Here is a 26,561-nt window from a genome sequence, read left to right as displayed (position 1 = left end):
GTTCACCCTTTTGTTATGGCGCCACCCCTGAGCTGCACGGGTGGCGCCTTGATGATGGATTTGTCGTTGTCGTGATTCCTCAGGCTTCCAACCAGACATGTTCGGCGAACATGTAGCCCATCAGGCCGCCCATCGGGTGAGGGGTCATCCCTCTCAGCTTGGTGCTGTGGCCATCGATGCTGCTCCTGAACAGCGGAATGCCGATGCCGCCGTGCTCGTGTATCATGACCTGCATGTCGCCGTACATCTGCTTGCGCTTGGCGTCGTCGGTCTCGCCGCGCGCCGCCAGCAGCAACTGGTCGAACTGCTCGTTCTTCCAGCCCGACTCGTTCCAGGCGGCGTCGGACTGGAAGAACAGGCTGAACATCAGGTCGGCGGTCGGTCGCGCACTGATGGCGCCGAAGCCCAGCGGATGCTTCATCCAGTGATTGGACCAGTAGCCGTCCGACGGTACCCGCTTGATTTCGAGCTTGAGTCCGATCTGCTGCGCCGAGAGCTGCATCAACTGGGCCATATCCACCGAGCCGGTGGCGGCTTCGGAGGCCACCAGGGGAATCGAACGCCCCCCAATGCCGGATCGCTCCAGGTGATACTTCGCCTTGTCCAGGTCGAAGGCGCGCTGCGGCAGACCGTCGAAGTGGTACCGGTGGCTGGGCGCGATCGGCTGGTCGTTGGCGATGGTCCCGAAGCCACCGAAGGCGAGCCGCTGGATCTGCTCGCGATCGAGCATGTACTTCATCGCCAGCACGAAGTCCGGGTTGTTGACCGGCCCCAGTTCATCACGCATCACCAGGTCGGTGTAAGCGCCGGTCGGGGACTCCATCACCGTGGCGTTGGCGCTGTTCTGGACGCGCGGGATCGAGCGCGCATTGACCGGGTTGATGAGGTCGACGTCCCCGGCGAGCAGGGCATTGATGCGCGCGGCCTCGTCGGGAATCGCGAAGAACTCGATCTCGTCGAGGTAGGGCTGGCCCGGCTTCCAGTAGCTGTCGTTACGCACCCCGATCGAGCGCACCCCCGGCTGGAACTCCGCGCACTCGAAGGGCCCGGTGCCGTTGGCGAGGCTGAAGTCCGTGGTGCCGTCGCGCACGATGAGGAAGTGGGAGGTGGCGAGGATCGCCGGCAGGTCGGCGTTGGGACTGACCAGCCGGATATGCACTTCATGCGGCCCGGCGGCCCTGACCTCCTCGAGCTGCTCGGCGACGCTGAGGGCCTTGGACGCGGTTTGCGGATCCTTGTGGCGGTTCAGCGAGTAGACCACATCGGCCGCGGTGAACGGCTGGCCATCGTGGAAGACGACGTCCTGGCGCAGCTTGACGACCCAGGACAGGGCATCGTCGGTGTCGAACGACTCCGCCAGCGACATGCGCGGCACCAGCGTGTCGTCCAGCGTCGTCAGGCCGTTGTAGAACATGAAGTGACGGCAATAGTCGGTGTAGTTCGCCCCCTTGGCCGGATCCAGCGTATCGGCGGTCGAGCTGGTCGCGCTCGCCACCTTGATGCGCCCGCCGCGCTGGGGCGTCTGGGCGAAGGCGGACGACGCGCCGGCCATCAAGCCGCCTGCGGTGGCGGCCAGCACGGTACCGGCAGCCATTCCCCGCAGCACATCGCGCCGCGAAATGCCATGACCGGCTGTTCGCATCAGCTCCGACATGATCCGCTGGTCATGACCGGGGAAGTTCCTGTTCTTCATGTTGTGCCTCCGTCTATTCGATTATCATTGCTTGTCTGTTGTTATATCGGCGCGCCGTTTCCAGGGGCCACCTCAGGCAATCCGGGGGTTTACCGTCCTCTTCTCGTGATGCGCTCTATCCATGCCGATACTCCTTTCCCTGACCGCAGTAACGATGTGAACGACCCGACTCACATGCCCCATGGGATGTGGACAACCCGTTGAAACAATTACAGCACCAGTGAGCAACGCTTTTGGTTCGTTTTGCCGTCGCCCGCACCTACAATCATTGGCATTGCCGGCACCATACGGTAGAAGCTGCCGTCTGCCCGAAGAGGCCCGGCGACCCGGTCGCCACACCAGGGGCTCGCCGCCCACGCCCAGGATCAAGAAGAAGATGAATCGCAGTACGACCAGAGGCACGGCCTCAGGCAGGAGTCCGCAGCGATAAATTGGCCTGGTCGGAATATTGTGCTACCAGGGCAGGTCGAAGCGGTACAAAGTTGCGCTGATGACACGCCCTGGAGCCATTAATGCCGAATACTCTTTGCTGAACCTTTTCACCCCCCATGCGGCAAGAACGTCCTAGCAATGACGCTTTCCTCCTGCCACACTGACGAGTCGTAATACCAGAGCCTTTTTCGGAGAGCCAAGTGTCCACCGCGACGTCAAAGCGCCTGCATACCTATGAGCTGACGCTGAGAGAGCTTCAGGACGACGATATCGACAAGCTGCACCAGCTGTCGGTGGGTGTCGGCTGGCCGCACCGCCCCGATGACTGGCGTATGCTGCTCAAGCTCGGGAAGGGGTTTGCCGGTTGCGACAAGATCGGCCGGATCGTCGGCTCGGCGATGTGGTTTCCGATGGGCAACGATTTCGCCACCATCGGCATGGTCATCACCTCGCCACAGCTCCAGGCGCAGGGTGGCGGCGGCTGGCTGATGGATCACGTGATGCAGCAGTGCCACGGCCGTCGTCTTCAGATCATCGCCCCTCGGGTCGCCTATCGCCTCGCTGACGCCCTTGGCTTCAAGCCTGTCGCCATCGTGCACAAACACCAGGGCACGGCAATCGACCCCGGTGAGCTTCCGGTGCCAGCCGACGCCCGGGTTCGCCCGCTGGAAGCGGAAGACCTCGCGGACATCGCCCGCCTCGATCAGGCCGCCTTCGGTGCCGATAGAACGGCCATCCTGCAAGAACTCGTCGCGTGCTCCGATGGCACAGTGCTCGAGCGCAAGGGGCGTACAGCCGGCTTTTCCCTATGCCGCAGGTTCGGTCGAGGCCATGTCGTAGGACCGGTTGTCGCGAAGGACAGTGTCGATGCCATCGCGCTGACCGCCCCCCATGTGGCGAAGCATGCAGGGAGGTTCCTCCGAGTCGATACCACCCAGTCCGAGGGCGGCTTCACCGAATTCCTCAAGCGTTGCGGAATGCCGGAGTATGACAGGGTGACCGCCATGTCCCTGCCCTCCGTGGTGCCGGCCGATACCGAGATCAGCACTTTCGCGCTCGTGAACCAGTCCCTGGGCTAGGCGGCCTCCAGGATGCCCTAAATCGCCGTGCATAAGAGCGGCGGATCGCATGCCCCGTTCCCACCCTCTCGGCCAACTCAGTTTCGCACAACCACCTACAATATCATGCCAAAAGTACGGGTCTCAGCGGCACTTTCATTCGCTCCTGCCACCGGCTCCGGACATTACTACCGAATTCATCTCTCACCCCTAATCACACCTCCATAACGGCAAGAACGTCCTAGTATTGGCCTACGCCAGGCGCCAGAGTTACAAGAATCTATGGAGGAACGATTCATGACAGTACAGAACCTTGATACTGACATTACCTATCGGCGCATGCTGGAAAGCGATCTGCCCACCGCCTTCCGGCTCTCCCAAGCGGTTCACTGGCCGCATCGCCTCGAAGACTGGCAGTTCGTGTACCATCTCGGCAGCGGTTTCGTCGCCGAGCGCGGCGGCGAGGTCATTGGCACGGCCCTGTGCTGGAACCATGGCGACCACTATGCGTCGCTCGGCATGATCATCGTCTCGCCCGAGGCCCAGGGCAGCGGTATCGGGCGCGTCTTGATGGAGTCGATACTCGACCTGCTCGGCGAACGCAATACACTGCTGCTCGCCACCCCCGCCGGGCAACCCCTTTACGAGCGACTAGGCTTCATGGCCATCGGCGAGGTCCACCAGCACCGGGGGACCGTCGTGCAACCAGCAGTCGTTGCGCCACCGTCTGGAGACCGTATACGACGGGTGGGCACGAACGATCACGCCAAGCTGATCGAACTGGCGGCAGGCGGTGCCGGCCTGCCCCGCGCTATGGTCCTGAACGAACTGCTTCGGGTCGCCGATGGCGTTGCCATCGACAGCTCCGGAGAGCTCACTGGTTTCGCGCTGATGCGCCGTTTCGGACACGGTTACGTGATCGGGCCGGTGGTTGCGCCCGATCCCGAACGCGCCAAGGCCCTGATCAGTTATCTGCTCGGAACCCATGCCGACGCCTTCGTGCGCATCGATGTCCACGACTCCAGCCAATTGAGCCCCTGGTTGGAAGAGCTCAGTCTCCTGCAGGTCGATACGGTCGTCGCCATGGTGAGGGGTGACGCACCCGAGCCAGCCCTTGGCCTGCAGCAGTTCGCCATCATCAACCAGGCCCTCGGCTAACCCGGCTACGGCACCAGAGCTGTTCCACGCCCTCCCCGCCCCCGGCTCTGAGGACCTTGGCTGCGCGGATACGCAGCCACTGGTCAGGGAGAGCCGAGCATGGCAGGCGCAGAACAATATGCCAACAAGATGCCCTTATCGAGGTTTTCTGCTGCCAGGGTGCCGCGTTTCGGCGAACCTTCAGAAATGGAAATCGCCATACTCTAAGTCGACATACTCCAGGACGACGCAGCTTCAATACCTGTACGCGGCAGCCGGTCTCCAGTCGACCTCGATAGGCAAGGATCACCGTCTCTGCGTCGGGGAGTTCGCCACAAGCAAGGTTCTCGGTCCATGATAACGCAACGAGAAGTCAGCCACATGCACGAGCCCAGAGTCGCCGAAAAGAATACGGCTTACTGGTGGGAAACGGCACCCGTCAAGCCGCTGCCGCAGCAGCCGCTGGCCAAGCATCTCGACGTGTTGATCGTGGGCGCAGGCTACGCCGGGCTTGCGGCCGGGCTTGCACTGGCGCGCGCTGGACGGTCGGTTGCCGCCTTCGATGCCATGAGTCCGGGCGAGGGCGCCTCGTCGCGCAACGGCGGCATCACCAGTGGCAGTATCCGGCCGGATTACGCCACGATCAGCCGGCGCTTAGGTGAGCAGAAGGCGCTGGCCATCGAGGCAGAGGGCAAGATCGCACGGGAATTCCTCTACGATTTCATCGAGACGGAAAGGCTCGACTGTGACTTCCAGTTGCCTGGCTTGTTCAAAGGCGCCATCGGCTACGAACAGTACGAGAAGATGGCCCGTGGCGCCGAGGCGCTGGCGAAGAGACTGGGGATCGAGTCCTACGCCGTTCCGTATGCCGAGCAGCGCAACCATATCGGCACCGACTTCTACCGCGGCGGCACGGTCCGGATGGACATCGGTGGGCTGAACCCGGCCAAGCTCCACGCCGAACTGTTGCGCGTGGCATTGGCTGCGGGAGTGACGGTCCATTCGAACACTCCCGTTAGCTCGATAGCGCGGGACGGCTCCGGATTTCGCGTCGTCACCTCGGCCGGGACGGTTCAGGCGCGGCAGGTACTGGTCTGCACCAACGGCTATACCGATGCTGCCGCTCCCTTTCTGCGCCGTCGCCTGGTGCCGGTTCGCAGCCGGATCATCGCCACCGAGGAACTTGCGCCGGAAGTGATGGCGCGCCTGATGCCGAAGCGGATGATGATGGGCGAGGGCCTGCAACTGGGCTTCTATTACCGCCCCTCGCCCGACGGCAGACGCATTCTGCTGGGAGGCCGCGACAGCTCCCGCGTCGGCGACCCGACGGCACCGGCACTGCGCCTGCGCAAGGGCCTGGTGAAACGCTTTCCCGAACTCGAGAACGTTCGCCTCTCGCACAGCTGGTTCGGCAACGTGGCGATGAACCGCGACATGCTGCCCCGCATCTTCGAGAAAGACGGCGTGCTCTATGCCACCGGCTTCTGCGGTTCGGGGGTGGTCTGGGCACCTTGGGTAGGCACACGCGCGGCCCACAAACTGATGGGGAACAGTACGAACGCTCGCTCGGCCTTCGACTTTCGGCCGCCGGCCTTCATCCCGTTCTATCGTGGCAACCCGTGGTTCATGCCGGCCGTCATCCAGGGCTATGCACTGCAGGACCGAATCGCGATGTGGCGCGCCAAGCGATGACCCGGGTCGATGCGGTCATCCGCCTGGCCTGCCAGCCATGCCTTAGGCTTCGTACGCCCCGGCTCACCCAACTGTCGAGAGGAAGTTGTCATGGAACGCCTTGACCCGAACCGGATCGCAGTGCGCAGTGCACATTTCATCGGTGGTCGCTATATCGCCTGCGGCCCGAGCGCGATCGATGTGCAACGCCCTTCCGACGGCGTGACCTATGCGGGCTTGCCGGTGGCGGACGCCGATCTCGTTGACCAGGCGGTGCAGGATTCATGGAACAGCGTGCTAGTTGACTTCTCGCAGGAGATGCAGCAATGAAATTCGTTTCCTATTGGCACGACACCTCGGTTCCGTTCGACAACGCCGTGGCCGGCCCCGTCTCGGGGGAGTTCGAGGTAGCGGTGATCGGTGCAGGCTTCACGGGCCTCAATGCCGCGCGCCAGCTGGCGAAATCCGGCGCGAAAGTCGCCCTGCTCGAGGCCGAACATGTCGGCTATGGTGCGTCGGGACGCAACGGAGGGCACCTCAACAGTGGCCATTTCGCCAGCTTCGGCGCCATCAAGGCCCGTTTCGGAGATGCCCAGGCTCGTCGCTTGTGGCAGGCCTATGACGACTCGATCGACATGATCGAGGCGATCATCGATGAAGAGAAGATCGATTGTAGCTTCCGCCGTGGCGGCAAGCTCAAGCTGGCCTCCAAGCCCTCGCATGTGAAGAAGCTGCAGGCAATGTGCGACGAGATCCGCCGCGAGGTCGACCCCACGGTGGAATGGCTTTCACGCGAGGACGTGCGCAAGGAGCTGGGATCGGACGCCTTCCACGGTGCCGTGCTGTCGCCGAAGTCCGCGATGATGCACATGGGGCGCTACGCCATCGGCATGGCCCAGGCGGCGCATCGTCATGGTGCAACCATTTGGGAGCACAATCCCGTCATTGCCCGTGAGCGGGTACCGAACGGCTGGCGACTGACCACACCGACCGGCTCCCTGGTCGCCCGGCAGGTCATCCTGGCGACCGATGCCTACACGACGGAGACCTTCGGCTACTTTCGTCGGCGGATGATGTCGGTTGCCTCCTTCATCATCGTGACGCGCCCGCTCACGCCGGAAGAGGTCGCGGCGACATTGCCGGGCAACCGAAACTATACGAACTCGCTCAACATCGCCAACTACTTCCGCCTCACCCCGGATAACCGGGTGCTGTTCGGCGGCCGGGCAAGGTTCTCGTCGACCTCAAACCAGAAATCCGACGTCAGCTCCGGGCAGCTGCTGCGCAAACAAATGGTCGAGGTGTTTCCGCAGCTTGCCGACGTCGAGATTGACTACTGCTGGGGCGGTCTCGTCGGCTGCACCCAGGACCGCTACCCTCGCGCCGGCACCGCCGATGGGGTGATCTACGGCATGGGCTATTCGGGACATGGCGCGCAGGTCTCGACCCTGATCGGCAGTGTCCTGGCCGACATCGCCATGGGCCGTAAGGATACCAATCCGCTCGATGGCATGGCCTGGCGCGCGGTTCCCATGCACACGGGCAAGCCCTGGTTCCTGCCCATCGTGGGCGCCTATTACCGCATGAAGGACATGCTGCCCTGATCAGCCCACTCCTCTTGAGTGAATCGGCCGATCATGCCCGAGCTCTACCCACTGGTGACTTCCACCAATAATCAACCCGAGGTTTTCCATGCCGCAATCTCATGACTCTCGCCAGGCTGCCAGCCAACCGTCTCACCCATCCATCATTGACCTGCGCCAGTTCGCCAGGGAGGTCGCTTCCGCCCCGGCCAGCCAAGTCGACGGCCAGGCGGATGCCTTCCTGGCGAACCGTTATCCTCTGGAGCTGCCCCCCGGGCCGGTTGAAATCGGTGCCATCCGACTGGAAGCGGGTACGGGCAGCGTGGCCGAGCTGCCGGCCGACGAGTTCATCATCCTTTGCGATGGCAGCCTGACACTGAACCAGCAGGGCCAGACGCTCGCGCTGGCCGACAGTGCCAGCGCAGTGCTGAGTGCCGGCGCCGGCTTCCACTGGCACTGCCCGCAACCCGCCACCCTGCTCTATGTACGCTACAAGGGAGAAAGCGCAGGAGAGGGGAGCCTGATCGCCATCGACGACGCGGCGGTACTGGAACCCTCGGGTACGCCCGCGGTGGAACTGCTGGTCGGCCCGACGCCTTCTTGCCGCAACCATACCGACTACCGTTCCGTCGACGGTGAATTCATGTGCGGCACCTGGGATTCGACCCCCTACCACCGTCGCGCCATGGAATCCCGGCAGTACGAACTGATGCACCTGCTGGCTGGGGCCGTCACGGTCGTGGAGCAGAGCGGTACCACGCGCACCTTCACCAAGGGCGACATCTGCCTGGTCGAGAAAGGGGCCGAATGGAGCTGGGAAAGCCTCGAGGATGTGAAGAAGGTGTACGCGATTTACCGCCCGGTGTAGCAACTGAGCAGGGATCCTGCATCACACTATCCCTTTAACACGAGAACAATGATGAACAACTACCGCATAGCATTGCTTCCCGGCGATGGCATCGGAACCGAAGTCCTGGAAGCCGCCTGGCCCGTGCTCCAGACCGTGGCCAGGCAACACGACTTCACCCTCGAGGGTACCTGGTTACCCTGGTCGTGCGACTATTACCACTCTCACGGCAAGATGATGCCGGCCGATGGCGTCGAGCAACTAAAGGGGGTCGACGCCATCTATCTCGGTGCCGTCGGCTTGCCGGATCGGGTTCCGGACCACATTTCCCTGCGTGAACTGCTGCTGGCGATCCGGCAGGGTCTCGACCTCTCGGTCAATGCCCGCCCCCACCGGCTGCTCGCGGGCGTACCGGGCCCCCTGCGGTCGAGTGCCCCCTTCGATATCCTCTGCATCCGGGAAAACACCGAGGGCGAATACAGCGGTGCCGGCGGTCGCGTCCACCGTGGCGGCGACCTGGAAGTGGCGGTCGAAACCTCGATCTTTACCCGTGCCGGCGTCGAGCGCGTCCTGCGCTACGGTTTCGAACAGGCTCGCCAGCGCAGTGGCCGGCTGGCGTCGGTCACCAAGTCCAACGCCCAGCGTCACAGCATGGTGTTCTGGGATGAGATGACCGACCGGGTCGCCGCCGATTACCCGGACGTCGAAGTGACCCGCTATCACGTCGATGCCATCGCCGCGCGCATGATCACGGCGCCGGAGACTCTGGACGTCGTCGTCGCCTCCAACCTGTTCGGCGATATCCTCACCGATATCGGCGCCGCCATCCAGGGCGGGCTCGGCTTCGCCGCCTCGGCCAATATCAACCCGACCGGCGGCGTACCGGGGATGTTCGAACCGGTGCACGGATCGGCGCCCGATATCATGGGCAAGGGGCTCGCCAACCCGCTGGCGACTCTTTGGGCCGGTGCCCTGATGCTCGAGCACCTGGGCGAGAGCGCTGCGGCCGCAGACCTGATGGACGCGATCGAAGAGGTGACCGTCACCGGGGCCGGTACACCGGATATGGGCGGCACCCTGAGCACTGGCGAACTGGCCCGGCAGATCCAGGCGGTACTCGGCCGTTGAACGCGGCGTGGGCAACGGCATGCCAAACCGTCCATCCGACTCCCGGCCGAGTCCCGATCAAAGAGGGATTGATAGATGAGTTTTCTTTACAAATCCGAACCGGTCCGCGGTGCACGCTGGGCAGAGCTGTTCGCCAAACGCGCGCCGGAGATCGATTTCCATGTATGGCCGTCCGTTGGCGACCCGACCAAGGTGCGCTATCTCGCCGCCTGGCAGCCGCCAGAGAATATGGCGGAAACCTTCCCCAACCTGGAGCTGGTGTTTTCGGTGGGCGCAGGCGTCGATCAGTTCGATCTGTCCCGAATACCGGGGCACATTCCGGTCGTACGGATGATCGAGAGCGGCCTGGTCGCCGGCATGGTCGAATATGCCACGCTGGCCGTGCTGGCCGCCCACCGCGACTGGCTCACCTATGCCAACCAGCAACGCGAGGGGATATGGAAGCCGCTGCCGGTACGCACGGCGAACACACGCCGCGTCGGGGTGCTGGGCATGGGGACCCTGGGCAAAGCGGTGCTCGTGAAACTGCGCGACTTCGGTTTCCAGTGTGCCGGCTGGAGCCGCTCCGGGCAGAGCCTGCCCGGTATCGAATGCTTCGCGGGAGAGCAAGACCTGGGGGATTTCCTGGCGCGTACCGATATCCTGGTCTGCCTGCTGCCGTTGACCGACGAGACACGTGGCATCCTGTCGCAACAGCTGTTCCGGCAGCTGCCGCAAGGTGCCGTGATGATCAACCTGGGACGCGGCGACCATCTGGTCGAAGCCGACCTGCTGGATGCCCTTGACCGCCACCATCTCTCGGCGGCGATTCTCGACGTATGCAGTGTCGAGCCGCTGCCGCAGGAGCATCCGTTCTGGACGCATCCAAAGGTGATGTTGACGCCCCATGTCGCCAGCATGACGCAGCCGGACACATCCGCCGAGGCCGTGCTCGACAACCTGCGCCGGCACCGGGAAGGGTTGCCGCTGGTCGGGTTGGTTGACAGGGCGCGAGGCTACTAGTCGTCCATCCCGAGGGATCTGATGGAGAACGAATGGTAGGGTGGGTTTCCCCACCCTACGGCTTTTCAGGGGCCGCCAGTCCCTGCGCCCCCGCCCCTGCCGCCAGCGCTCAAGTTCCTGCCGATACACGCCGTGTTCGCGGCATCTCAGGAAGTCGGACACTCATCCTGACACAGGCGGCCCCGACACAGTTCGACCACAACGAACGCCACAGAAAATGTCATGCCTGCTGCAGATCGAAAAGGAAACTGCTTGAGTCTTGCAGCAATAAAGCATCTCCGCAGCCCCGATATTCATAGACTGGTATGTGTCAACCTGTCGTCAACCTGCAGGAGATCAATCAAATGACATATAAACCGAAATTCATCAGCTTCGATTGCTACGGGACGCTCATTAACTTCGAAATGGGGCCGACTGCAAAGAAACTCTTCGAAGATCGTGTTCCGACTGATCGGATGCCGGCTTTTCTGGAGAGCTTTCGCTTCTACCGCCTCGATGAAGTATTAGGTGACTGGAAGCCGTTCTTTGAGGTCGTGGAGAATTCCATTCAGCGGGCGTGCCAGGCGCACGGTATTGAATATCGTCCATCCGATGCGATCGCCTTGTACGACGCCGTCCCGACCTGGCAGCCCCATCCGAACGTCGTCGAGACGCTGGAGGCCATCGCCCCGCATGTCCCGCTGGTGATCCTGTCGAACTCGATGGTCGATCTGATTCCGCATAGCGTCGCCCACCTCAAGGCACCCTTCCACGCCGTGTACACCGCCGAGGAAGCACGCGCCTACAAACCACGGGCCCAGATGTTCGAATACATGTTCGATCAGCTCGGCTGCGGACCAGACCAGATGATGCACGTCTCGTCGAGCTTTCGTTACGACCTCATGACGGCGTCCGACCTGGGATTCATGGCCAAAGCGTTCATCGATCGCGGTCACGAGCCCACGTTCGACGGCTATGGTGTCAACCGATTGACCGATGTTCGCCAACTTCCCGGTTTGCTTGGGCTCGAATGTCTGCCCCAGACCGCCACGATGAAACGAGGCGCATGATGGCGGAGAATCTTTCGATTGCGGCAGCGGCGTTGAGCACGGCGGTGCCCTGCCTTGCCCCCGACGAGGTGACTACCCTGGTCGGTCGTCTCTACGGCATCCAGGGTAGCGTCAAATCACTGGTGGGTGAGCGCGACCAGAATTGTCGCATAGAGACCGCAGACGGCAGGCGTTACGTCCTCAAGATCAGCAATCCATCCGAGCCGGTGTCGGTCGTCGATTTCCAGATCGCAGCACTCGAGCACATCGCCCGCGTATCGCCGGACCAGCCGGTGCCGCGCGTCGTGCGGACGCTTGACGGGCAGTCGCGCGACACGGTGACATTGGCCGACGGGGTCCAAACCACCGTGCGGATGCTGACCTATCTCGACGGCGTCCAGATCCGCGAGACTCCCCGGAACGCCGCGCAGCGCCGGGCAATGGGAACGGTGCTCGCCGAATTGAACCTCGCGCTGCGCGATTTCTCGCATCCTTCGGCGACGCACGATCTGCTCTGGAATGTTTCCGCAGCGCATCGGCTGACCGCCAAGCTCGAGGCCATCGTGGACGCCCCGCGTCGCGCGCTCGCCGAGTCGTTCATGATGCGCTTCACCGACCATGTGCTGCCGCGTCTGGCCTCGGTGAGGGCGCAGGTCATCCACAACGACTTTCACCTCTACAACGTGCTGGTCGCCCCCGACGATCATGAACGCATCGTGGGGATCATCGACTTCGGCGACATGCTGCATGCACCGCTGGTCGGCGAGGTCGCGACGGCGGCGGCCTTTCACACCACGGGCAACGCCGATCCGTTCGAGGGGCCGGCTCAGTTCGTCGGGGCCTATCACGCGACGCTGCCGCTTACCGACATCGAGCAGGAGATCGTTGCCGATCTCATGGCGACACGCCACCTCATCACCGTATTGATTTCGGAATGGCGCGCCAAACGCTACCCCGAGAACCACGCCTACATCATGCGCCACAATCCCGCGTCCTGGGAGGCACTTTCCTGGATGGCCGATCTTTCCCGCGATGAGGCGCGCGATCGCTTGCTGACCGAAGTACGAAAAGGAGAAGCCAATGAACAGCACCACTGATCTCAATATGGTCAATGCCTATATCCCCGGGCGTGCCACCCTGAGCCCCGTCACCGCGGCGATGATCGAGCGGCGCGATGCCTTGCTCGGCCCGGCCTATCGGCTGATGTACGAAAATCCGCTGCACATCGTGCGCGGCGAAGGCGTGTGGCTGATCGATCCGGATGGTCGCCGCTACCTCGACATCTACAACAACGTCGCGTCACTCGGGCATTGTCACCCGGCGGTGACCGAGGCGATTTGCCAGCAAGTGAAGGTTCTCGCGACCAACACCCGCTATCTGCACGATACGATTCTCGAACTGGCCGAACGCCTGCTCGCCACCGTGCCCGAGACCGAGCTTGCCCACCTCATGTTGACCTGCACGGGCAGCGAGGCAAACGACGTCGCCTATCGTATCGCCCAGGTCCGCACCGGCGGCACGGGCGTGATCGTGACCGACACCGCCTATCACGGCTTCACCGACGCCGTGTCGAAATTCTCTCCATCCCTCGGCGTGACGGTCGATCTCGGCGCACACGTTCGCATGGTCCCGGCACCGCGCCTCTATCATGCCGAAGGGGCTGATCTCGGCGAACGCTTCACCCGCGATGTCGAGGCGGCGATCGCCGATCTGCAGCGTCACGGCATCAAGCCAGCGGCACTGATTGTCGATTCCCTGTTCACCAGCGACGGCATTCTCCCCGAGCCCGCGGGCTTCCTGAAGGGCGCGGTCGAGGCGATCAAGCGCGCCGGCGGCCTGTTCATCGCCGACGAGGTCCAGCCCGGCTTCGGCCGCACGGGCGAGCATATGTGGGGCTTCCAGCGTCACGGCGTCATCCCCGACATCGTCACCATGGGCAAGCCGATGGGGAATGGACAACCTGTCGCGGGACTGCTGGCCACCGCTGACGCGCTGGCGGAATTCGGCAAGAACTCGCGGTACTTCAACACCTTCGCCGGTAACACCGTCTCCTGCGCGGCGGCGCTGGCCGTGCTGGATACGATCGAAAAGGAAGGCCTGGTGCAGCATGCCGCCAGGGTCGGAAAGATCCTGCGAGACGGCATCGCCGAACTTGCCAGCCGGCACGAGGCCATCGGTGACGTGCGCGGCGTGGGCATGTTCGTCGGCGTGGAACTCGTCTCGGACCGCGCAGCGCGAACGCCCGACCGCGAGCTCACCACCCGGGTGGTCAATCGCATGCGCGACAACGGCGTCTTGCTCAGCGCTTGCGCGATGGGCCACAATGTGCTCAAGATTCGTCCGCCGCTGGTGCTGACAGCGGAACAAGCCGGCATGGTAATCGCAACGCTCGATGACGCGCTAACCGCAGCGCAACCGGGGTAACCACGACCACCACTGATAGCACTATCGACTCATGCGATCGTCAGCGCCCCTCGACCGGTTCGACATCAAGATTCTTGTGCATCTTCAGCGCGAGGGGCGCTGTTCGAATGTCGATCTGGCCGCGGCCATTGGCCTCAGTGAGAGCCCATGCCTGTCTCGTACGAAACGGCTTCAGGAAATCGGCATTATCCGGGGCTACCGCGCGGATGTCGCGCTGGAGAAGCTGGGCAGCCACGTCATCGTGTTTTCCGAGGTGACCCTCAGCCACCATCGTGTGCGCGACTTCCGTAAATTCGAAGCAGGGGCTGACAAGTACCGCGAGATCGTCGATTGCTATAACGTCAGTGGCGGTTACGATTACCTTCTGAAAATCGTGGCACCGAGTGTTGCCCATTTTCAGGCGCTCATGGAGCGGCTGTTGGAGGACGATATCGGGATCGAGAAATTTTCCAGCCGGATCGTATTGCGCCAGCCACTCGACCAACGCGAATATCCGCTGAATATTCTCCTAACCGGAAAGCCAAGTTGGGAGTGATATTGTTGCGGCGGCCAGGCACTCAACCATTCGCCGGGAGCGCGTAAAGCGAAGGGCAGTGGCGACTCAACTGCAGCGACAGGACGACTATCGACAGTATCTTCCGAACGAGGGACGATTACGAAACTTTCGGTCATGGCGGATCGAATAGTCGCAACAAAACGTCGCAGCTGACTGGCTATCATGAGCCATGGTGCATCGTGCCGCACGCCTCTCGGGAACAGGCAGGTCGACACTCGCGCCAAACCGCCCCGGCTCGAACCAGGCCCAACGCTCACTCCACATTCGGCGACATGACCATGCAAACAGATTCCCTCGTCACACTGGACCGCAATCACCTCGTCCATCCGGTCGTCAACTACCGCTCCCATGAGCAACGCGGCGTCACGGTACTCGAAACCGGCAGCGGCGCCTACCTACGCGACAGCAACGGCCACGAGCTTCTCGATGCCTTTTCCGGCCTCTGGTGCGTCAACACCGGCTACGGCCATGAGAGCATCGTGCGCGCGGCCGAGGAACAGATGCGCCGGCTGCCCTACGCTACCGGGTATTTCCATTTCGGCTCCGAACCGGCGATCAAGCTGGCCGCCAAGTTGGTGGAATTGTCGCCAGCATCGCTGCAGCGCGTCTATTTCACCATGGGTGGCTCCGATGCGGTGGACTCGGCGATCCGTTTCATCGTCAACTATTGGAATGCCCTGGGAAAAAGCGAGAAAAAGCATTTCATTACCCTCGAGCGGGGCTACCATGGATCCTCATCCCAGGGAGCGGGGCTGACCGCCCTGCCGGTGTTCCACCGCAACTTCGATCTGCCGCTGCCCAATCAGCATCGTATCCCTTCGCCCTACCCTTACCGCAACCCGGTTGGATCGGATCCCGCTGCCATCATTGACGCCTCCGTTTCGGCACTCCGGGACAAAGTACAGGAACTCGGCGCCGACCGGGTCGCGGCCTTCTTCTGCGAACCCGTGCAGGGTTCCGGCGGTGTGATCGTGCCGCCCAAGGGCTGGTTGAAGGCCATGCAGGAGTGCTGCCAGGAGCTTGGCATTCTGTTCGTGGTCGACGAGGTGATCACCGGTTTCGGGCGCACGGGGCCGATGTTCGCCTGCGAAGCCGAAGGCGTCACCCCGGACCTGATGACTCTGGCCAAGGGATTGACTGCCGGCTATGCCCCCATGGGGGCCGTCATGATGAGCGAAGCCGTCTACCAGGGCATCGCCGAAGGTAGTGGCGCCGATGTTCCGGTCGGCCACGGCCACACCTATTCCGCCCATCCTGTCAGCGCCGCCGTCGCATTGGAGGTGTTGCGCCTGTATGGGGAAGGCGGTCTGCTGAAGAACGGCATCGAGCAGGCGCCGCGGTTCGAGGAGGGGCTGCGCTCGCTGCTGGACCACCCGCTGGTCGGCGACGCCCGCAGTCGCGGCCTTCTGGGCGCGCTCGAACTGGTTGCCGACAAGGAGGGCAAGACCCGTTTCGATCCCGCCCTGAAACTGGCCGACCGTATCTTCGAAGCCGCCTACCACAACGGCATCATCCTGCGCGCCTTCGCCGACAACGTTCTTGGCTTTGCCCCGGCACTCTGCTATACAGGTACAGACTTCGCCCTGTTGTTCGAGCGCCTCGAACGTACGCTCAATGCGGTGCTCGATCAGCCCGAAGTGCGCCAGGTCCTGCGTTGATGGCCGCCTGCGACGCACCGGGATAATGGTGCGTCGCGCTTTTGCATGTTACGACCGGATTTATCGACCGAACCCACCGGAGCCTTGGATGAATGGCGCACCCAAGCTGGACCGCCTCGATATACGCATTCTGAGTCATCTGCAACGCAACGGCCGGATATCGAATGTCGCTCTGGCAGACGCCGTCGGCCTCTCCCCCAGTCCCTGCCTGACCCGTGTCAAGCGCCTGGAAAAGGCCGGATTCATCACCGACTATGGTGCCCACGTACAGCTCGAGAAGCTCGGCAGCATCCAGCGGGTCTTCACCCAGATCACCCTGTCCGACCACAGGATCGAAGACTTCGCCCGCTTCGAGTCCTACATTCGCAAGGTGGACGAGGTCCTCGAGTGTCACTTGGTCAGTGGCGGCTTCGATTATCAGTTGACCTTTCTCACCCGCAGTGTCGTCCATTACCAGAGTGTCATGGAGGACCTGCTCGAGCAGGGTATCGGTATCGACAAGTATTTCAGCTACATCGTGATCAAGTCGCCCGTCGTGAAACATTACTATCCGATCGAAAGGTTGATCAGCGACCAGGATTGACCCCTTGGTACGCCAGGCGACCTCGCGCCCTGCCACAGCATAAGCTTCCGCGCTCCCCCTCGAAAACACCCGATTCTGCGATTACGCCCCCCCATTACGAACGCCTCGGCCGGGCCGGGCTGCCTAATATAGTCTCAATGCGACAGCCTGCATGACCCGGCCCCCTTCCCGGAGCGGTGCCCTTTGGCCGCCCCGGCTTTGACATCCAACAAATCAACGAGGCAGCAGACATGGCCCTTGAACTCGATCGTCCCGACCTGGCGCGCTCCAGCAACTTCATCGACGGACACTGGCAACCTGGCGCCGCGGGCGACCACTACGACGTCTGCGATCCGGCAACCGGCGAAACCATCGCCAGCGTCGCCGACAGCACCGCCGCCGATGCCCAGGCTGCCACCGTGGCGGCGCACCGCGCATTCGACAGCTGGCGTCAGCAGCCGGCAGCGGCGCGCGCACGGCTCCTCAAACGCTGGCATGCACTGATCCAGGCGCATACCGAGGATCTCGCGCGACTGATCTCCCGCGAGCAGGGCAAGCCCCTGGCGGAAGCACGCGGCGAAGTGGCGTACGGCGCCTCCTACGTGGACTGGTTCGCCGCAGAAGCGGTGCGCAGCTACGGTGACATCATCCCCGCACCGGTGGGCAGCAAGAGAATGCTGGTGACCAAGGAGCCGGTCGGCGTGGTGGCGGCGATCACGCCCTGGAACTTCCCGCTGGCGATGATTGCCCGCAAGATCGCTCCGGCCCTCGCCGCCGGCTGCACCGTGGTCGCCAAGCCGGCCGAGGATACGCCCCTGACCGCGCTTGCGCTGGTCGCGCTGGCCGAGGAAGCCGGGCTCCCCGCCGGCGTGCTGAACATCGTCACCTCCTCGCGCGAGCGGGTGGGCGATGTCGTCGGCGCCTGGCTGAGCGACTCCCGAGTGCGCAAGATCACCTTCACCGGCTCGACGGCGGTCGGCAAACTGCTGGCCCGGGATTCGGCGCCCACGCTCAAGCGCCTGTCGCTCGAGCTCGGCGGCAACGCCCCCTTCATCGTGTTCGAGGATGCCGATCTCGATGCGGCGGTCGAGGGCCTGATGGCCGCCAAGTTCCGCAACGGCGGCCAGACCTGCGTCAGTCCGAACCGTGTCTATGTCCAGGAATCGGTCTATGAGGCCTTCGCCGACAAGCTGGTGGCCCGTGTCCAGTCGCTTCGCGTCGGCCCCGGTGATCGCGAGGAGAGCCAGATCGGCCCGATGATCAACGCCCGCGCCGTGGACAAGATCGAACGTCACGTGCAGGACGCCCTGGCCCGTGGCGCCACGCTGCTGACGGGCGGCCAGCGCCTGAGCGGCGGCGTCACGACGGGACCCAACTACTACGCCCCCACCGTGCTCGGCGACGCCAGCCACGACATGGAGCTGGCCCAGGACGAGACCTTCGGCCCGGTGGTGCCCCTGTTCCGCTTCGGGGATGAAGAAGAGGTGGCAACTGCGGCCAACGATACGCCCTACGGTCTGGCCGCCTACTTCTTCTCCCGCGATGTGGCACGCATCTGGCGCCTCGCCGAGCGTCTGCAAACCGGTCTCGTCGGTATCAACGAAGGCGCACTCGCCGCCGAATCGGCTCCCTTCGGCGGCATCAAGGAGTCGGGCTACGGCCGCGAAGGCTCACGCTACGGCCTCGACGATTACATGGCGACCAAATACCTGTGCCAGGGCAACCTCGCCTGAAGTGCGCAGGCTGAAGCGGTATACAAATCGATAGTCAGGCCAGGAGAAGCCCATGCCGGCTCCATTGTTAACGATTCCATCCACTCCGGACCTGCCAGAACGCGCCGATGCCGTCATCATCGGCGGTGGCATCATCGGCGTATGTGCCGCCTATTACCTGGCCCGCCAGGGCCTGAGTGTGGCGCTGCTCGAGAAGGGCCGCATCGGCGCCGAACAGTCCAGCCGCAACTGGGGCTGGTGCCGCCAGCAGAACCGTGACGCGCGCGAGCTGCCATTGTCGACCAAGAGCCTTGAGCTTTGGGAAGAGATCACCGCCGACCTCGGCGAGGACCTCGGTTTCCGCCGCTGCGGACTGTTCTATCTGTCGGATAACCAGGCCGAGCTGGACGGCTGGGCGAAATGGCGTGACTTCGCGATCACCCAAGGGGTCACGACCCATATGCTGAGTGCCGCCGAAGCCTCCGAGCGCGGCGCGATGACCGGCAAGCCTTGGCTAGGGGGGGTGTTTTCGCCCACGGACGGCATCGCCGACCCGGCGCGGGCGGCCCCTCTGATTGCCAAGGGCATTCTCAAGCGGGGCGGTTCGGTGCATCAGTACTGCGCGGCACGCGGCATCGAAACCGAGGCCGGTCGCGTGTCGGCGGTGATTACCGAGAAGGGGGTGATCAAGACCCCACAGGTCGTGATGGCTGGCGGTGCCTGGGCATCGTCCTTCTGCCGCCAGCTCGGCATCCGCTTTCCCCAGGCGTCGGTGCGCTCCTCCATTCTCTCGGTCATGCCAGGGGCCAAAGGTCTGCCCGATGCGCTGCACACGGCAGAGGTCACGATCACCCGACGTGGGGATGGCGGCTATACGCTTGCCACCGCGGGGCGCGCCTGCCTGGACCCGACACCGCAGCAACTGCGGTTCGCAACGACGTTTCTGCCGATGTTCGCCAAACGCTGGCAACTGCTCTCCCCCGGCGACCTGCAGGGCTGGCTGTCAGGCCACGAGACGCGCAGGAAATGGGCGCTCGACCGGCCCACCCCGATGGAGCGCATCCGCATTCTCGATCCGCGCCCATCGGAGGGGATCCTGAGGGATACCCTGGCCCGTGCGCGCCGCCTGTTGCCTGCCCTGGGCAGCGTGCCCGTTCAGGCTGGCTGGGCAGGCTATATCGACAGCACCCCCGACGGTGTCCCGGTCATCGACGAGGCGGCCAATCTGCCCGGCTTCCTGCTGGCCGCCGGCTTTTCCGGCCACGGCTTCGGTATCGGCCCGGGCGCCGGGCGTCTGATCGCAGAAATGGTCACGGGCAAGACACCATTCGTCGAGCACGCACAGTACAAGCTGTCACGCTTGAACAAGGGCGCCTGGGGCAAGGTATCCGAGTTCTGACACCCTGCCCTCGCTACAAGGAGGCGGTCAGCGGATGCTTATCTGGGATTCGGCAGCCAGCGGGGTAAACGACTGCCCCTTCGCCGCCACGCTGTCGACGATGACCTGCCCGAGCCCGCGCGAGCACGGCTCGATGCGCGCCTCGACCTGGTAGACCTCGCGCAGCAGGGCGGACGTGATCACCTCGGGCGACGGGCCGCAGGCGATCGGCCGGCCCGCGGCGATGACCAGGGCCTGGTCGGAGAAGCGCAGCGCGTGATTGAGGTCATGCAGGGCGATCAGTACCACCATGCCGCGTGCGCGGGCGAGGCGGCGCGTGAAGGTGAGTACCTCCATCTGCCGCGAGAGGTCGAGCGCCGATGTCGGCTCGTCCATCAGCAGGATATCCGGCTCTCTTACCAGTGACTGCGCCAGGCTGACGAGCTGTCGCTGGCCGCCGGAGAGTTCCCCGATGTTCCTGAAGGCGATCTCCGATATACCGAGCGCCTCCATGGTCTCGTCGATGTGCCTGAGATCGTCGTCGCCGACGGCCCAGGACGCCCCCTGCTTGCGGGCGAGCAGGATCGATTCGTAGACACTGAGTACCGAGTTGGCCGAGGTGTCCTGGGGCATGTAGCAGATAGCATCCCGCCCCGGCTTCGCCCCTTCGACATGCACCCGCCCCGGCCCCCGCAGGAGCCCGGCGATGCGCTTGAAGAGCGTCGACTTGCCCGCCGCATTGGGGCCGATCACGGCCACCACCTCGCCGCCCGCAAAGGCCGGCGTCGTCACGCCCTGGACCAACGGCTTGCTGCCATAAGCCGCACCGAGATCGTCGAGCCGAAGGGTTACCATGAGCGCCTCGCGTTGGAGAGGATGAGCGAGATGAAGAAGGGAATGCCGATCAGCGACGTCACGATGCCGATCGGCAAGATGGTGCCGGGGACGATGGCCTTGCTGACCACGGAGCTGGCGGAGAGGATGAGTGCCCCGGCCAGCGCGGAGGCCGGCAGGAAGAAGCGCTGGTCCTCGCCGATCAGCATGCGCGCGATATGTGGCCCGACGAGCCCGATGAAGCCGATCGTGCCAACGAAGGCCACGGGGATGGCGGCCAGCAGGCTCACCAGCATCAGCGTCTCCAGGCGCAGTCGCGCGACCTTGACGCCGAAACTCGCCGCCTTGTCCTCCCCCAGCCTGAGCGCGGTCAGCGCCCAGGCGCGTCGCGCCAAGACGGGCAGGACGATGACCAGCGCGAGCGTGGTGATGGCGAGCTTCGGCCAGGTCGCCTTGGTGAGGCTGCCCATGGTCCAGAACACGACCGCGGCCAGGGCCTGCGAGGAAGAGAAGAACTGGACGAGTGCCAGCAGGGCATTGAAGGTGAACACCAGGGCGATGCCGAGCAGCACGATGGTCTCGACCGTCACGCCGCGCCGGATGCTGAGCAGATGGATGAGCAGCGCCGCCAGCATGGCCATGACGAAGGCATTGATCGGCACCACATAGGCGATCGCCGCGGGGATGATGGCCACCCCGAAGGCCAGCGCCAGGGCCGCCCCGAAGCTCGCGGCGGCCGAGATACCCAGCGTGAAGGGGCTGGCGAGCGGGTTGTTGAGAATGGTCTGCATCTGTGCGCCCGCCACGCTGAGCGCCGCGCCGACCACCACGGCCATCAGTGCCACCGGCATGCGGATCTCCCACACCACGACGCGCACCTGCTGGGTCACGCTGTCGGGCGCAAGCAGCGCCCGCACCACCTCGCCGAGGCCGTAACGGGCGGGACCGAGGGCGAGATCGACGCACAGGCTGAAGAGGAGCGCAACGCCGAGCGCCAGGAGGAGCAGTTGTCGCCGCCTGACCAGGGCGCGGTAGCGGCCGCGTTCCATGCCCGTGGCCGGGGCGGCACTGGCCATGGGCTTATTCATCGGTGAGCGAGACCCAGTGGCCGGGCCGGTAGGTGACCGGCAGGAACCGCTCGTGCAGTTCACGGAAGGTCGCCTCGGGATCGAGATCGGCGAACAGCTCGGGGTGGAGCCACTTCGCCATCTGCTGGATGGCGACGAACTGATAGGGACTGTTGTAGAACTGGTGCCAGATGGCGTGCATCTGCCCCGTCTCGACGGCCGTCACGCCGGTCATCGCCGGCCGTTCGGTCAGCGCCTCGAGCTTGCGCCGCGCTTCCGTCTCGTCCTGGCCAGGGCCGACGCCGACCCAGTTGCCGCCGGGCACATAGGCCTCCCAGTCACCGCCGGTGACGATGATGTGGTCCGGGTCGGAGGCGATGATCTGCTCGGGGTTGAGCGTGCCGAAGGTGCCGGGAATGATACCCTTGGCAATGTTCCGTCCGCCGGCCATTTCGACGAATTTGCCGAAATTCTCATCGCCGAAGCTCATGCAGCAATCGTCCGAATAGCCGCCGGCGCGATCGATGAACACGGCCGGACGCTCGGGATCGGCCGCTGCGATGACATCGGTGACGCGCTTGATCTCGGCGGTGCGCCAGGCGGAGAACGCCTCGGCCCGCTCCTCTTCGCCAAACAACTGGCCGAAGAGGCGCATGCTCGGCTCGGTATTGGTGAAGGGGTGCTCGCGAAAGTCGACATAGACCACGGGAATACCGGCGGCGGCGAGCTTCTCGATATAGCGGGCGTCTTCCGTCGCCTGCTTCGACTCGATGTTCATGATCACCACATCGGGATCGAGGGCGACCGCCTGCTCGACGTCGAAGGTGCCGTCCTTGAAGCCACCGAAGGTCGGGATCTCCGCCATCTGCGGAAACTGCTCGAGATAGATGGCGTAGTTGTCGGGATCGGCCTGGCTGAAGTCCTCACGCCAGCCGACCACGCGCCCGAAGGGGTCAGCCGTATCGAGTGCGGCCACGAGATAGATCTGCCGCCCCTCGCCCAGAATGACCCGCTGGACCGGAACGTCCACCTCGACCTGCCGGTCGGCGATATCGGTCACCGTGACGGTCTCGGCCTGGGCGTGGAGAGTCGGGGACAAGGCAGCGAAAAAGACGATGGCGGTGCGTGCCACAAGCTTGCGGAGCGTCATGGAGACCTCACGTGTGGTAGAGAATGTGCGGAATCATATGGCTAATGACTCCTATTCTCAACAGCTATCCATGCGAGAACCGCCGATCGAGCCGGCCTGAACCGATAATCGGCATGACGTCGGGGCGGCGCCCCCCCTGCCGCGCGATGCCCGCGCCCCCTGCGCCCCTACCGCCTGAGGATCACCAACCACCGCCCCAGGTTGAGCAGGCTGGCCAGCGAGGCGGCCACATAGGTGAAGGCACAGGCGGTGAGCACATGGCGGGCGCCGGGCATGTCGTAGGGCGGGATGTACTCCTTGAGCAGCGGCAGGGCCCGCTGGAAGCTGGCGTCGAACTCCACCGGCAGGGTCACCAGGTGCACCAGGGCGGCGGTGCCGAAGCTGATCACCGCGGCCAGCAGCACGATCAGCATGCCGCCGGGCATGCGGGTGAGGATGAACAGGAAGGGGGCGGCCATCATCAGCAGCGCCCCGAGCTTCTCGGCCTGCTGGGCCACCGCCACCAGCCGGGTGCGCGCCAGCAGCGGCGCATAGCCCTGGTGGTGCTGGATGGCGTGGCCCACCTCGTGGGCCGCCACCGTCACCGCGGTGAGCGAACGCCCCGCGTAGTGCTCCCGCGACAGCCGCACCCGGCGCGCCTCGGGGTCGTAGTGGTCGCCCTGCTCGGTGAGTTCGACCTCGACCCCGTCGATGCCGAGCCGCTTGAGCAGATGTTCGGCGAGCTCGCCGCCGGTGCCGGGGTAGTCGTCTCGCGGCCGGGCATGGCGGTTGAGTACCCACTTGGCCCAGAGGTTGGGCAGCAGGAAGATGGCCAGCAGCACGCCGATCAAGACTACGATCATCGTGACCTCGTTCGCCTGGATGAGGTTTCATCATCGCCGCTGCGCGGGCTGGCGTCATCCCTCCGCGACACACACCTGGCGCACCTCTTCCAGGTCGGCCCGGGAGATCCACCCATGCTGGTGGGCATGGGCCGCCATGGCGACACTGTCGGCGGCCAGTACCAGCTCGCAGTCCGTGTGTGCGATCTCCTCGCGCAGCCGCGCGATGGCCCGCTCGCGGTCGGGCTGGCGATCGACGCGACGAATGTAGATCGCCTTCACCCGGCCGGGATGCTCCTTGACGATACGGGTGTAGACCTCGGGGTCGTGCTGTCCGCTGTCGCCGATCAGCACGCAGGGCAGGTCCTCCATCATCGTCAGCATGCGGGTGATCAGGTCATGCTTGTGGTCTTCGGCGCGACGCGGCCAGGGGTGGCGCCAGGAGAGTCCCCACTCGCGCAGGAACAGGATCGGCCCCACCGGGATGCGGTTGAGCTGGAAGAACGCCTCGAGCATCTCGTAGATGCTCCAGGGCCCCCGCGACACGTAGAGAATCGGGCGCCGGGCCCCTCCATCGGCACCGACGTGAAGCGCCCGGTAGAGCGGCGCCACGCCGGGAAAGGCCGTCCGCTGGTGGGCCTGTTGCACGAACAGGCGATAGAGCATGCGCAGCCTGTCGGCAACACCGGTGTACATCACGGTATCGTCGATATCGCTGATCACCAGCAGATCGGTCTCCGGCGGTGGAATATACACCTCGGCGAAGCAGTGCACCCGCTCATCGCCCTGGCTGACCCGCAGCTCGGCCTGGTGCCAGGAGAGGTCTGTCGGCAGCGGCGTCTGGAGGGGGAGGTGAAGGTCGAAGAAGCCGTCTCCGTCGGTGGTCGCGCGGGTCCGGTTGGCCCCCAGGCTCGCCTCCACGCGGGCACCGGCCACGCCACGCCGAGCGATCCGGCGCGCCACGTCTGCCACGTCACGCAGCATGCCATGGTGGGGGATCGCCCGCCCCAGGGCGGCCTGGTGGAACACCCGCCCCATGACGAAGACCTCCCGCCGGGACCCGTAGCCCCGGTAGGGATGAACCACGATGCCACCGCGACCGAGATCGCGCTTCATCGGCCGGGTGATGAAGTGCAGCACGCGCCGGGCGACGCCGGCGGAATGACGCCCGGTCCCCATCAGCCGTACCGTTCCGCTTCGCCCCGGCCCCGGATCGGTGCCGCCCTGGTGCCCTGCCGTGTGCGCATCGTGATCTCCCGGGCCGGATGACAGCCATCGATGATGACCAGTATGAAGGAGTGAGCCCCAGGCTCAATACATCGCACCGAGACCCGGCCGGTCTCTCGCCGCTACGCCCCCAGCAGCGACAGCAACATCCCCGTCAACGCACAGGCCCCCAGTACCTTGAGCATGCCCACCTTGAAGCGAAAGATGGCCAGCATGGCGCCGACGGAGAGCAGCAGCGCGAACGGCTCCAGCGAGGCCGGGTCGGGCACCAGCAGCCGCAGCCCCGCGCCGCGCCACTCGCCGACCTCGGCGAAGACCACATGGATGCCGAACCATACTGCCAGGTTGAGCACCACCCCGACCACCGCGGCGGTGATCGCGGTCATCGCACCGCTCAGCGCGGCGTTGTCGCGCAGCCGCTCGACGTAGGGAGCGCCGAGGAAGATCCACAGGAAGCAGGGCACGAAGGTGACCCAGGTGGTCAGCACCGCCGCCAGGGTGGCCGCCAGCCAGGGGTCCAGGGCGCCGGCATCGCGGAAGGCGCCCATGAAGCCGACGAACTGCACCACCTGGATCAGGGGGCCGGGCGTGGTCTCGGCCATGCCCAGGCCGTCGAGCATCTCCCCCGGCGCCAGCCAGCCGTAGCTCTGCACCGCCGCCTGGGCCACGTAGCTGAGCACCGCATAGGCGCCGCCGAAGGTGACCACCGCCATCCGGCTGAAGAAGGTGGCGATCTGGGTGAAGACGTCGTCGACCCCGAGCATCAGCAGCAGCAGTGCCACCGGCGTGAGCCACAGGGCGAGGAAGCTCGCCGAGATCTTCAGCGACCAGGCCCGGTTCGGGAGCGCATGGGCCGGCAACCGCTCGCCGAGCAGCGAGTCGCGATCCTGGAGCCCCCGCTCGCCGGTGGCACCGTGCCCGCCGCCCACGCGGAACCGCGACGAGCCGGCCCGACCACCGAAGAAGCCGATCAGCGCTGCGGCGATGATGATCAGGGGAAAGGCGATATCCAGGAAGAAGATCGCCACGAAGGCCGCCGCGGCGATGCCCAGCATGACATGGTTCCTCAGCGCCCGCTTGCCGATGCGCACCACCGCGTTGACCACGATGGCCAGCACCGCGGCCTTGAGGCCGAAGAAGAGCCCCGCCACCAGCCCCACGTTGCCCAGGGCGGCGTACAGGTAGCTGAGCGCGAGGATGGCGATGAACCCCGGCAGCACGAACAGCGTGCCGGCCAGCAGCCCACCCCGGGTGCGGTGCATCAGCCAGCCGATGTAGATCGCCAGCTGCTGCGCCTCCGGCCCGGGCAGCAGCATGCAGTAGTTGAGGGCGTGCAGGAAGCGGTTCTCGCCGATCCACCGCTTCTCCTCGACCAGGATGCGGTGCATCACGGCGATCTGCCCGGCGGGTCCGCCGAAGCTCAGCAGGGCGATGCGCAGCCAGACGCGCACGGCCTCGCGGAAGGGAACGTCGTGGGGCAGCTCGACGGAGGGAGTCATGACGCCTCGAGGTCAAGATGAAGAGGAGCACAGCATACCGGAAAGCGAAGCCCCGCATGATCGCGGGGCTCCGGGACAGCGGGATGACGGACGA

The 26,561-nt window shown here is 64.6% G+C and carries 23 protein-coding genes; 16 read left to right on the top strand and 7 right to left on the bottom strand.

Annotated elements, in window-relative coordinates:
* Positions 1 to 79 precede the first annotated feature (79 nt).
* On the bottom strand, positions 80 to 1,693 hold the full coding sequence (locus AC5W54_RS11340; RefSeq protein WP_495962198.1) for an ABC transporter substrate-binding protein: 1,614 nt from the start codon (positions 1,691 to 1,693) through the stop codon (positions 80 to 82).
* A gap of 632 nt (positions 1,694 to 2,325) precedes the next feature.
* Between AC5W54_RS11340 and AC5W54_RS11335 the strand changes: the two genes are divergently transcribed.
* The 16 genes from AC5W54_RS11335 to AC5W54_RS11260 all read left to right on the top strand — a co-directional run bounded on the left by AC5W54_RS11335 (position 2,326) and on the right by AC5W54_RS11260 (position 19,890).
* Positions 2,326 to 3,204 carry a GNAT family N-acetyltransferase gene (locus AC5W54_RS11335; RefSeq protein WP_495962197.1) on the top strand — a complete coding sequence of 293 codons (879 nt, stop codon included), beginning with the start codon at positions 2,326 to 2,328 and terminating at the stop codon, positions 3,202 to 3,204.
* A gap of 276 nt (positions 3,205 to 3,480) precedes the next feature.
* Entirely contained in the window at positions 3,481 to 4,341 is an 861-nt protein-coding gene (locus AC5W54_RS11330) for a GNAT family N-acetyltransferase (RefSeq protein WP_495962196.1), read from the top strand.
* Between the two features lie 360 nt (positions 4,342 to 4,701).
* The gene (locus tag AC5W54_RS11325) at positions 4,702 to 6,012 is read left to right on the top strand and encodes an NAD(P)/FAD-dependent oxidoreductase (RefSeq protein ID WP_495962195.1); all 1,311 of its coding nucleotides are present in this window, start codon (positions 4,702 to 4,704) and stop codon (positions 6,010 to 6,012) included.
* Positions 6,013 to 6,102: 90 nt separating this feature from the next.
* Entirely contained in the window at positions 6,103 to 6,321 is a 219-nt protein-coding gene (locus AC5W54_RS11320; protein ID WP_495962194.1) for a hypothetical protein, read from the top strand.
* Positions 6,318 to 7,595: an NAD(P)/FAD-dependent oxidoreductase gene (locus AC5W54_RS11315; protein WP_495962193.1), complete on the top strand. Its 1,278-nt coding sequence runs from the start codon at positions 6,318 to 6,320 to the stop codon at positions 7,593 to 7,595. Before AC5W54_RS11320 ends, AC5W54_RS11315 begins: the two co-directional genes overlap by 4 nt.
* An 88-nt stretch (positions 7,596 to 7,683) precedes the next feature.
* Positions 7,684 to 8,442 (top strand): cupin domain-containing protein, encoded by a 759-nt coding sequence (locus AC5W54_RS11310; protein ID WP_495962192.1) that lies wholly within the window; start codon positions 7,684 to 7,686, stop codon positions 8,440 to 8,442.
* Positions 8,443 to 8,493: 51 nt separating this feature from the next.
* Positions 8,494 to 9,549, top strand: a complete 1,056-nt coding sequence (locus AC5W54_RS11305) for a tartrate dehydrogenase (RefSeq protein ID WP_495962191.1) — start codon at positions 8,494 to 8,496, stop codon at positions 9,547 to 9,549.
* Between the two features lie 75 nt (positions 9,550 to 9,624).
* Complete coding sequence (locus tag AC5W54_RS11300) at positions 9,625 to 10,551, top strand: 2-hydroxyacid dehydrogenase (protein WP_495962190.1); 927 nt, start codon at positions 9,625 to 9,627, stop codon at positions 10,549 to 10,551.
* A 344-nt stretch (positions 10,552 to 10,895) separates the two neighbouring features.
* A complete protein-coding gene (locus AC5W54_RS11295; RefSeq protein WP_495962189.1) occupies positions 10,896 to 11,600 on the top strand; it encodes a haloacid dehalogenase type II in 705 nt (234 codons plus the stop codon).
* Positions 11,597 to 12,676: a phosphotransferase gene (locus AC5W54_RS11290; RefSeq protein WP_495962188.1), complete on the top strand. Its 1,080-nt coding sequence runs from the start codon at positions 11,597 to 11,599 to the stop codon at positions 12,674 to 12,676. Before AC5W54_RS11295 ends, AC5W54_RS11290 begins: the two co-directional genes overlap by 4 nt.
* Positions 12,660 to 14,003: an aspartate aminotransferase family protein gene (locus AC5W54_RS11285; RefSeq protein WP_495962187.1), complete on the top strand. Its 1,344-nt coding sequence runs from the start codon at positions 12,660 to 12,662 to the stop codon at positions 14,001 to 14,003. Before AC5W54_RS11290 ends, AC5W54_RS11285 begins: the two co-directional genes overlap by 17 nt.
* 31 nt (positions 14,004 to 14,034) lie before the next feature.
* Positions 14,035 to 14,538 (top strand): Lrp/AsnC family transcriptional regulator, encoded by a 504-nt coding sequence (locus AC5W54_RS11280; RefSeq protein WP_495962186.1) that lies wholly within the window; start codon positions 14,035 to 14,037, stop codon positions 14,536 to 14,538.
* A gap of 299 nt (positions 14,539 to 14,837) precedes the next feature.
* A complete protein-coding gene (locus AC5W54_RS11275) occupies positions 14,838 to 16,217 on the top strand; it encodes an aspartate aminotransferase family protein (RefSeq protein WP_495962185.1) in 1,380 nt (459 codons plus the stop codon).
* An 88-nt stretch (positions 16,218 to 16,305) separates the two neighbouring features.
* Positions 16,306 to 16,800, top strand: a complete 495-nt coding sequence (locus tag AC5W54_RS11270) for an Lrp/AsnC family transcriptional regulator (RefSeq protein ID WP_495962184.1) — start codon at positions 16,306 to 16,308, stop codon at positions 16,798 to 16,800.
* 230 nt (positions 16,801 to 17,030) lie between these two features.
* The gene (locus AC5W54_RS11265; protein ID WP_495962183.1) at positions 17,031 to 18,512 is read left to right on the top strand and encodes an NAD-dependent succinate-semialdehyde dehydrogenase; all 1,482 of its coding nucleotides are present in this window, start codon (positions 17,031 to 17,033) and stop codon (positions 18,510 to 18,512) included.
* Between the two features lie 52 nt (positions 18,513 to 18,564).
* Positions 18,565 to 19,890, top strand: a complete 1,326-nt coding sequence (locus AC5W54_RS11260; protein ID WP_495962182.1) for an NAD(P)/FAD-dependent oxidoreductase — start codon at positions 18,565 to 18,567, stop codon at positions 19,888 to 19,890.
* Positions 19,891 to 19,917: 27 nt separating this feature from the next.
* On the opposite strand, the gene AC5W54_RS11255 is transcribed toward AC5W54_RS11260, so the two are convergent.
* From AC5W54_RS11255 to chrA, 6 genes are all read right to left on the bottom strand, one after another.
* Positions 19,918 to 20,724, bottom strand: a complete 807-nt coding sequence (locus AC5W54_RS11255; protein ID WP_495962181.1) for an ABC transporter ATP-binding protein — start codon at positions 20,722 to 20,724, stop codon at positions 19,918 to 19,920.
* On the bottom strand, positions 20,718 to 21,779 hold the full coding sequence (locus AC5W54_RS11250; RefSeq protein ID WP_495962180.1) for a FecCD family ABC transporter permease: 1,062 nt from the start codon (positions 21,777 to 21,779) through the stop codon (positions 20,718 to 20,720). Before AC5W54_RS11250 ends, AC5W54_RS11255 begins: the two co-directional genes overlap by 7 nt.
* 4 nt (positions 21,780 to 21,783) lie before the next feature.
* A complete protein-coding gene (locus AC5W54_RS11245; protein ID WP_495962179.1) occupies positions 21,784 to 22,920 on the bottom strand; it encodes an ABC transporter substrate-binding protein in 1,137 nt (378 codons plus the stop codon).
* 167 nt (positions 22,921 to 23,087) lie between these two features.
* Positions 23,088 to 23,762, bottom strand: a complete 675-nt coding sequence (locus AC5W54_RS11240; protein WP_495962178.1) for a zinc metallopeptidase — start codon at positions 23,760 to 23,762, stop codon at positions 23,088 to 23,090.
* Between the two features lie 54 nt (positions 23,763 to 23,816).
* Positions 23,817 to 24,920, bottom strand: a complete 1,104-nt coding sequence (locus AC5W54_RS11235; protein ID WP_495962177.1) for an App1 family protein phosphatidate phosphatase — start codon at positions 24,918 to 24,920, stop codon at positions 23,817 to 23,819.
* A gap of 170 nt (positions 24,921 to 25,090) precedes the next feature.
* A complete protein-coding gene (gene chrA, locus AC5W54_RS11230; RefSeq protein ID WP_495962176.1) occupies positions 25,091 to 26,467 on the bottom strand; it encodes a chromate efflux transporter in 1,377 nt (458 codons plus the stop codon).
* Positions 26,468 to 26,561: the final 94 nt, after the last annotated feature.

The organism is Halomonas sp. LMYGS-3 (genome assembly GCF_059509875.1).
Note: the sequence above shows the minus strand (reverse complement) of the source record. Positions and strands in the feature narration are given on the sequence as shown.

Excerpts from the sequence above, each read along its gene's own strand:
- AC5W54_RS11265 (WP_495962183.1), top strand. The coding sequence starts at position 17,031 with ATGGCCCTTGAACTCGATCGTCCCGACCTGGCGCGCTCCAGCAACTTC.
- AC5W54_RS11255 (WP_495962181.1), bottom strand. The coding sequence starts at position 20,724 with ATGGTAACCCTTCGGCTCGACGATCTCGGTGCGGCTTATGGCAGCAAG.
- AC5W54_RS11245 (WP_495962179.1), bottom strand. The coding sequence starts at position 22,920 with ATGACGCTCCGCAAGCTTGTGGCACGCACCGCCATCGTCTTTTTCGCT.
- AC5W54_RS11290 (WP_495962188.1), top strand. The coding sequence starts at position 11,597 with ATGATGGCGGAGAATCTTTCGATTGCGGCAGCGGCGTTGAGCACGGCG.
- AC5W54_RS11315 (WP_495962193.1), top strand. The coding sequence starts at position 6,318 with ATGAAATTCGTTTCCTATTGGCACGACACCTCGGTTCCGTTCGACAAC.
- AC5W54_RS11280 (WP_495962186.1), top strand. The coding sequence starts at position 14,035 with ATGCGATCGTCAGCGCCCCTCGACCGGTTCGACATCAAGATTCTTGTG.
- AC5W54_RS11275 (WP_495962185.1), top strand. The coding sequence starts at position 14,838 with ATGCAAACAGATTCCCTCGTCACACTGGACCGCAATCACCTCGTCCAT.
- AC5W54_RS11270 (WP_495962184.1), top strand. The coding sequence starts at position 16,306 with ATGAATGGCGCACCCAAGCTGGACCGCCTCGATATACGCATTCTGAGT.
- AC5W54_RS11310 (WP_495962192.1), top strand. The coding sequence starts at position 7,684 with ATGCCGCAATCTCATGACTCTCGCCAGGCTGCCAGCCAACCGTCTCAC.
- AC5W54_RS11320 (WP_495962194.1), top strand. The coding sequence starts at position 6,103 with ATGGAACGCCTTGACCCGAACCGGATCGCAGTGCGCAGTGCACATTTC.
- AC5W54_RS11240 (WP_495962178.1), bottom strand. The coding sequence starts at position 23,762 with ATGATCGTAGTCTTGATCGGCGTGCTGCTGGCCATCTTCCTGCTGCCC.
- AC5W54_RS11295 (WP_495962189.1), top strand. The coding sequence starts at position 10,896 with ATGACATATAAACCGAAATTCATCAGCTTCGATTGCTACGGGACGCTC.
- AC5W54_RS11285 (WP_495962187.1), top strand. The coding sequence starts at position 12,660 with ATGAACAGCACCACTGATCTCAATATGGTCAATGCCTATATCCCCGGG.
- AC5W54_RS11305 (WP_495962191.1), top strand. The coding sequence starts at position 8,494 with ATGAACAACTACCGCATAGCATTGCTTCCCGGCGATGGCATCGGAACC.
- AC5W54_RS11330 (WP_495962196.1), top strand. The coding sequence starts at position 3,481 with ATGACAGTACAGAACCTTGATACTGACATTACCTATCGGCGCATGCTG.
- AC5W54_RS11340 (WP_495962198.1), bottom strand. The coding sequence starts at position 1,693 with ATGAAGAACAGGAACTTCCCCGGTCATGACCAGCGGATCATGTCGGAG.
- AC5W54_RS11325 (WP_495962195.1), top strand. The coding sequence starts at position 4,702 with ATGCACGAGCCCAGAGTCGCCGAAAAGAATACGGCTTACTGGTGGGAA.
- AC5W54_RS11300 (WP_495962190.1), top strand. The coding sequence starts at position 9,625 with ATGAGTTTTCTTTACAAATCCGAACCGGTCCGCGGTGCACGCTGGGCA.
- chrA (WP_495962176.1), bottom strand. The coding sequence starts at position 26,467 with ATGACTCCCTCCGTCGAGCTGCCCCACGACGTTCCCTTCCGCGAGGCC.
- AC5W54_RS11260 (WP_495962182.1), top strand. The coding sequence starts at position 18,565 with ATGCCGGCTCCATTGTTAACGATTCCATCCACTCCGGACCTGCCAGAA.
- AC5W54_RS11250 (WP_495962180.1), bottom strand. The coding sequence starts at position 21,779 with ATGGCCAGTGCCGCCCCGGCCACGGGCATGGAACGCGGCCGCTACCGC.
- AC5W54_RS11235 (WP_495962177.1), bottom strand. The coding sequence starts at position 24,920 with ATGGGGACCGGGCGTCATTCCGCCGGCGTCGCCCGGCGCGTGCTGCAC.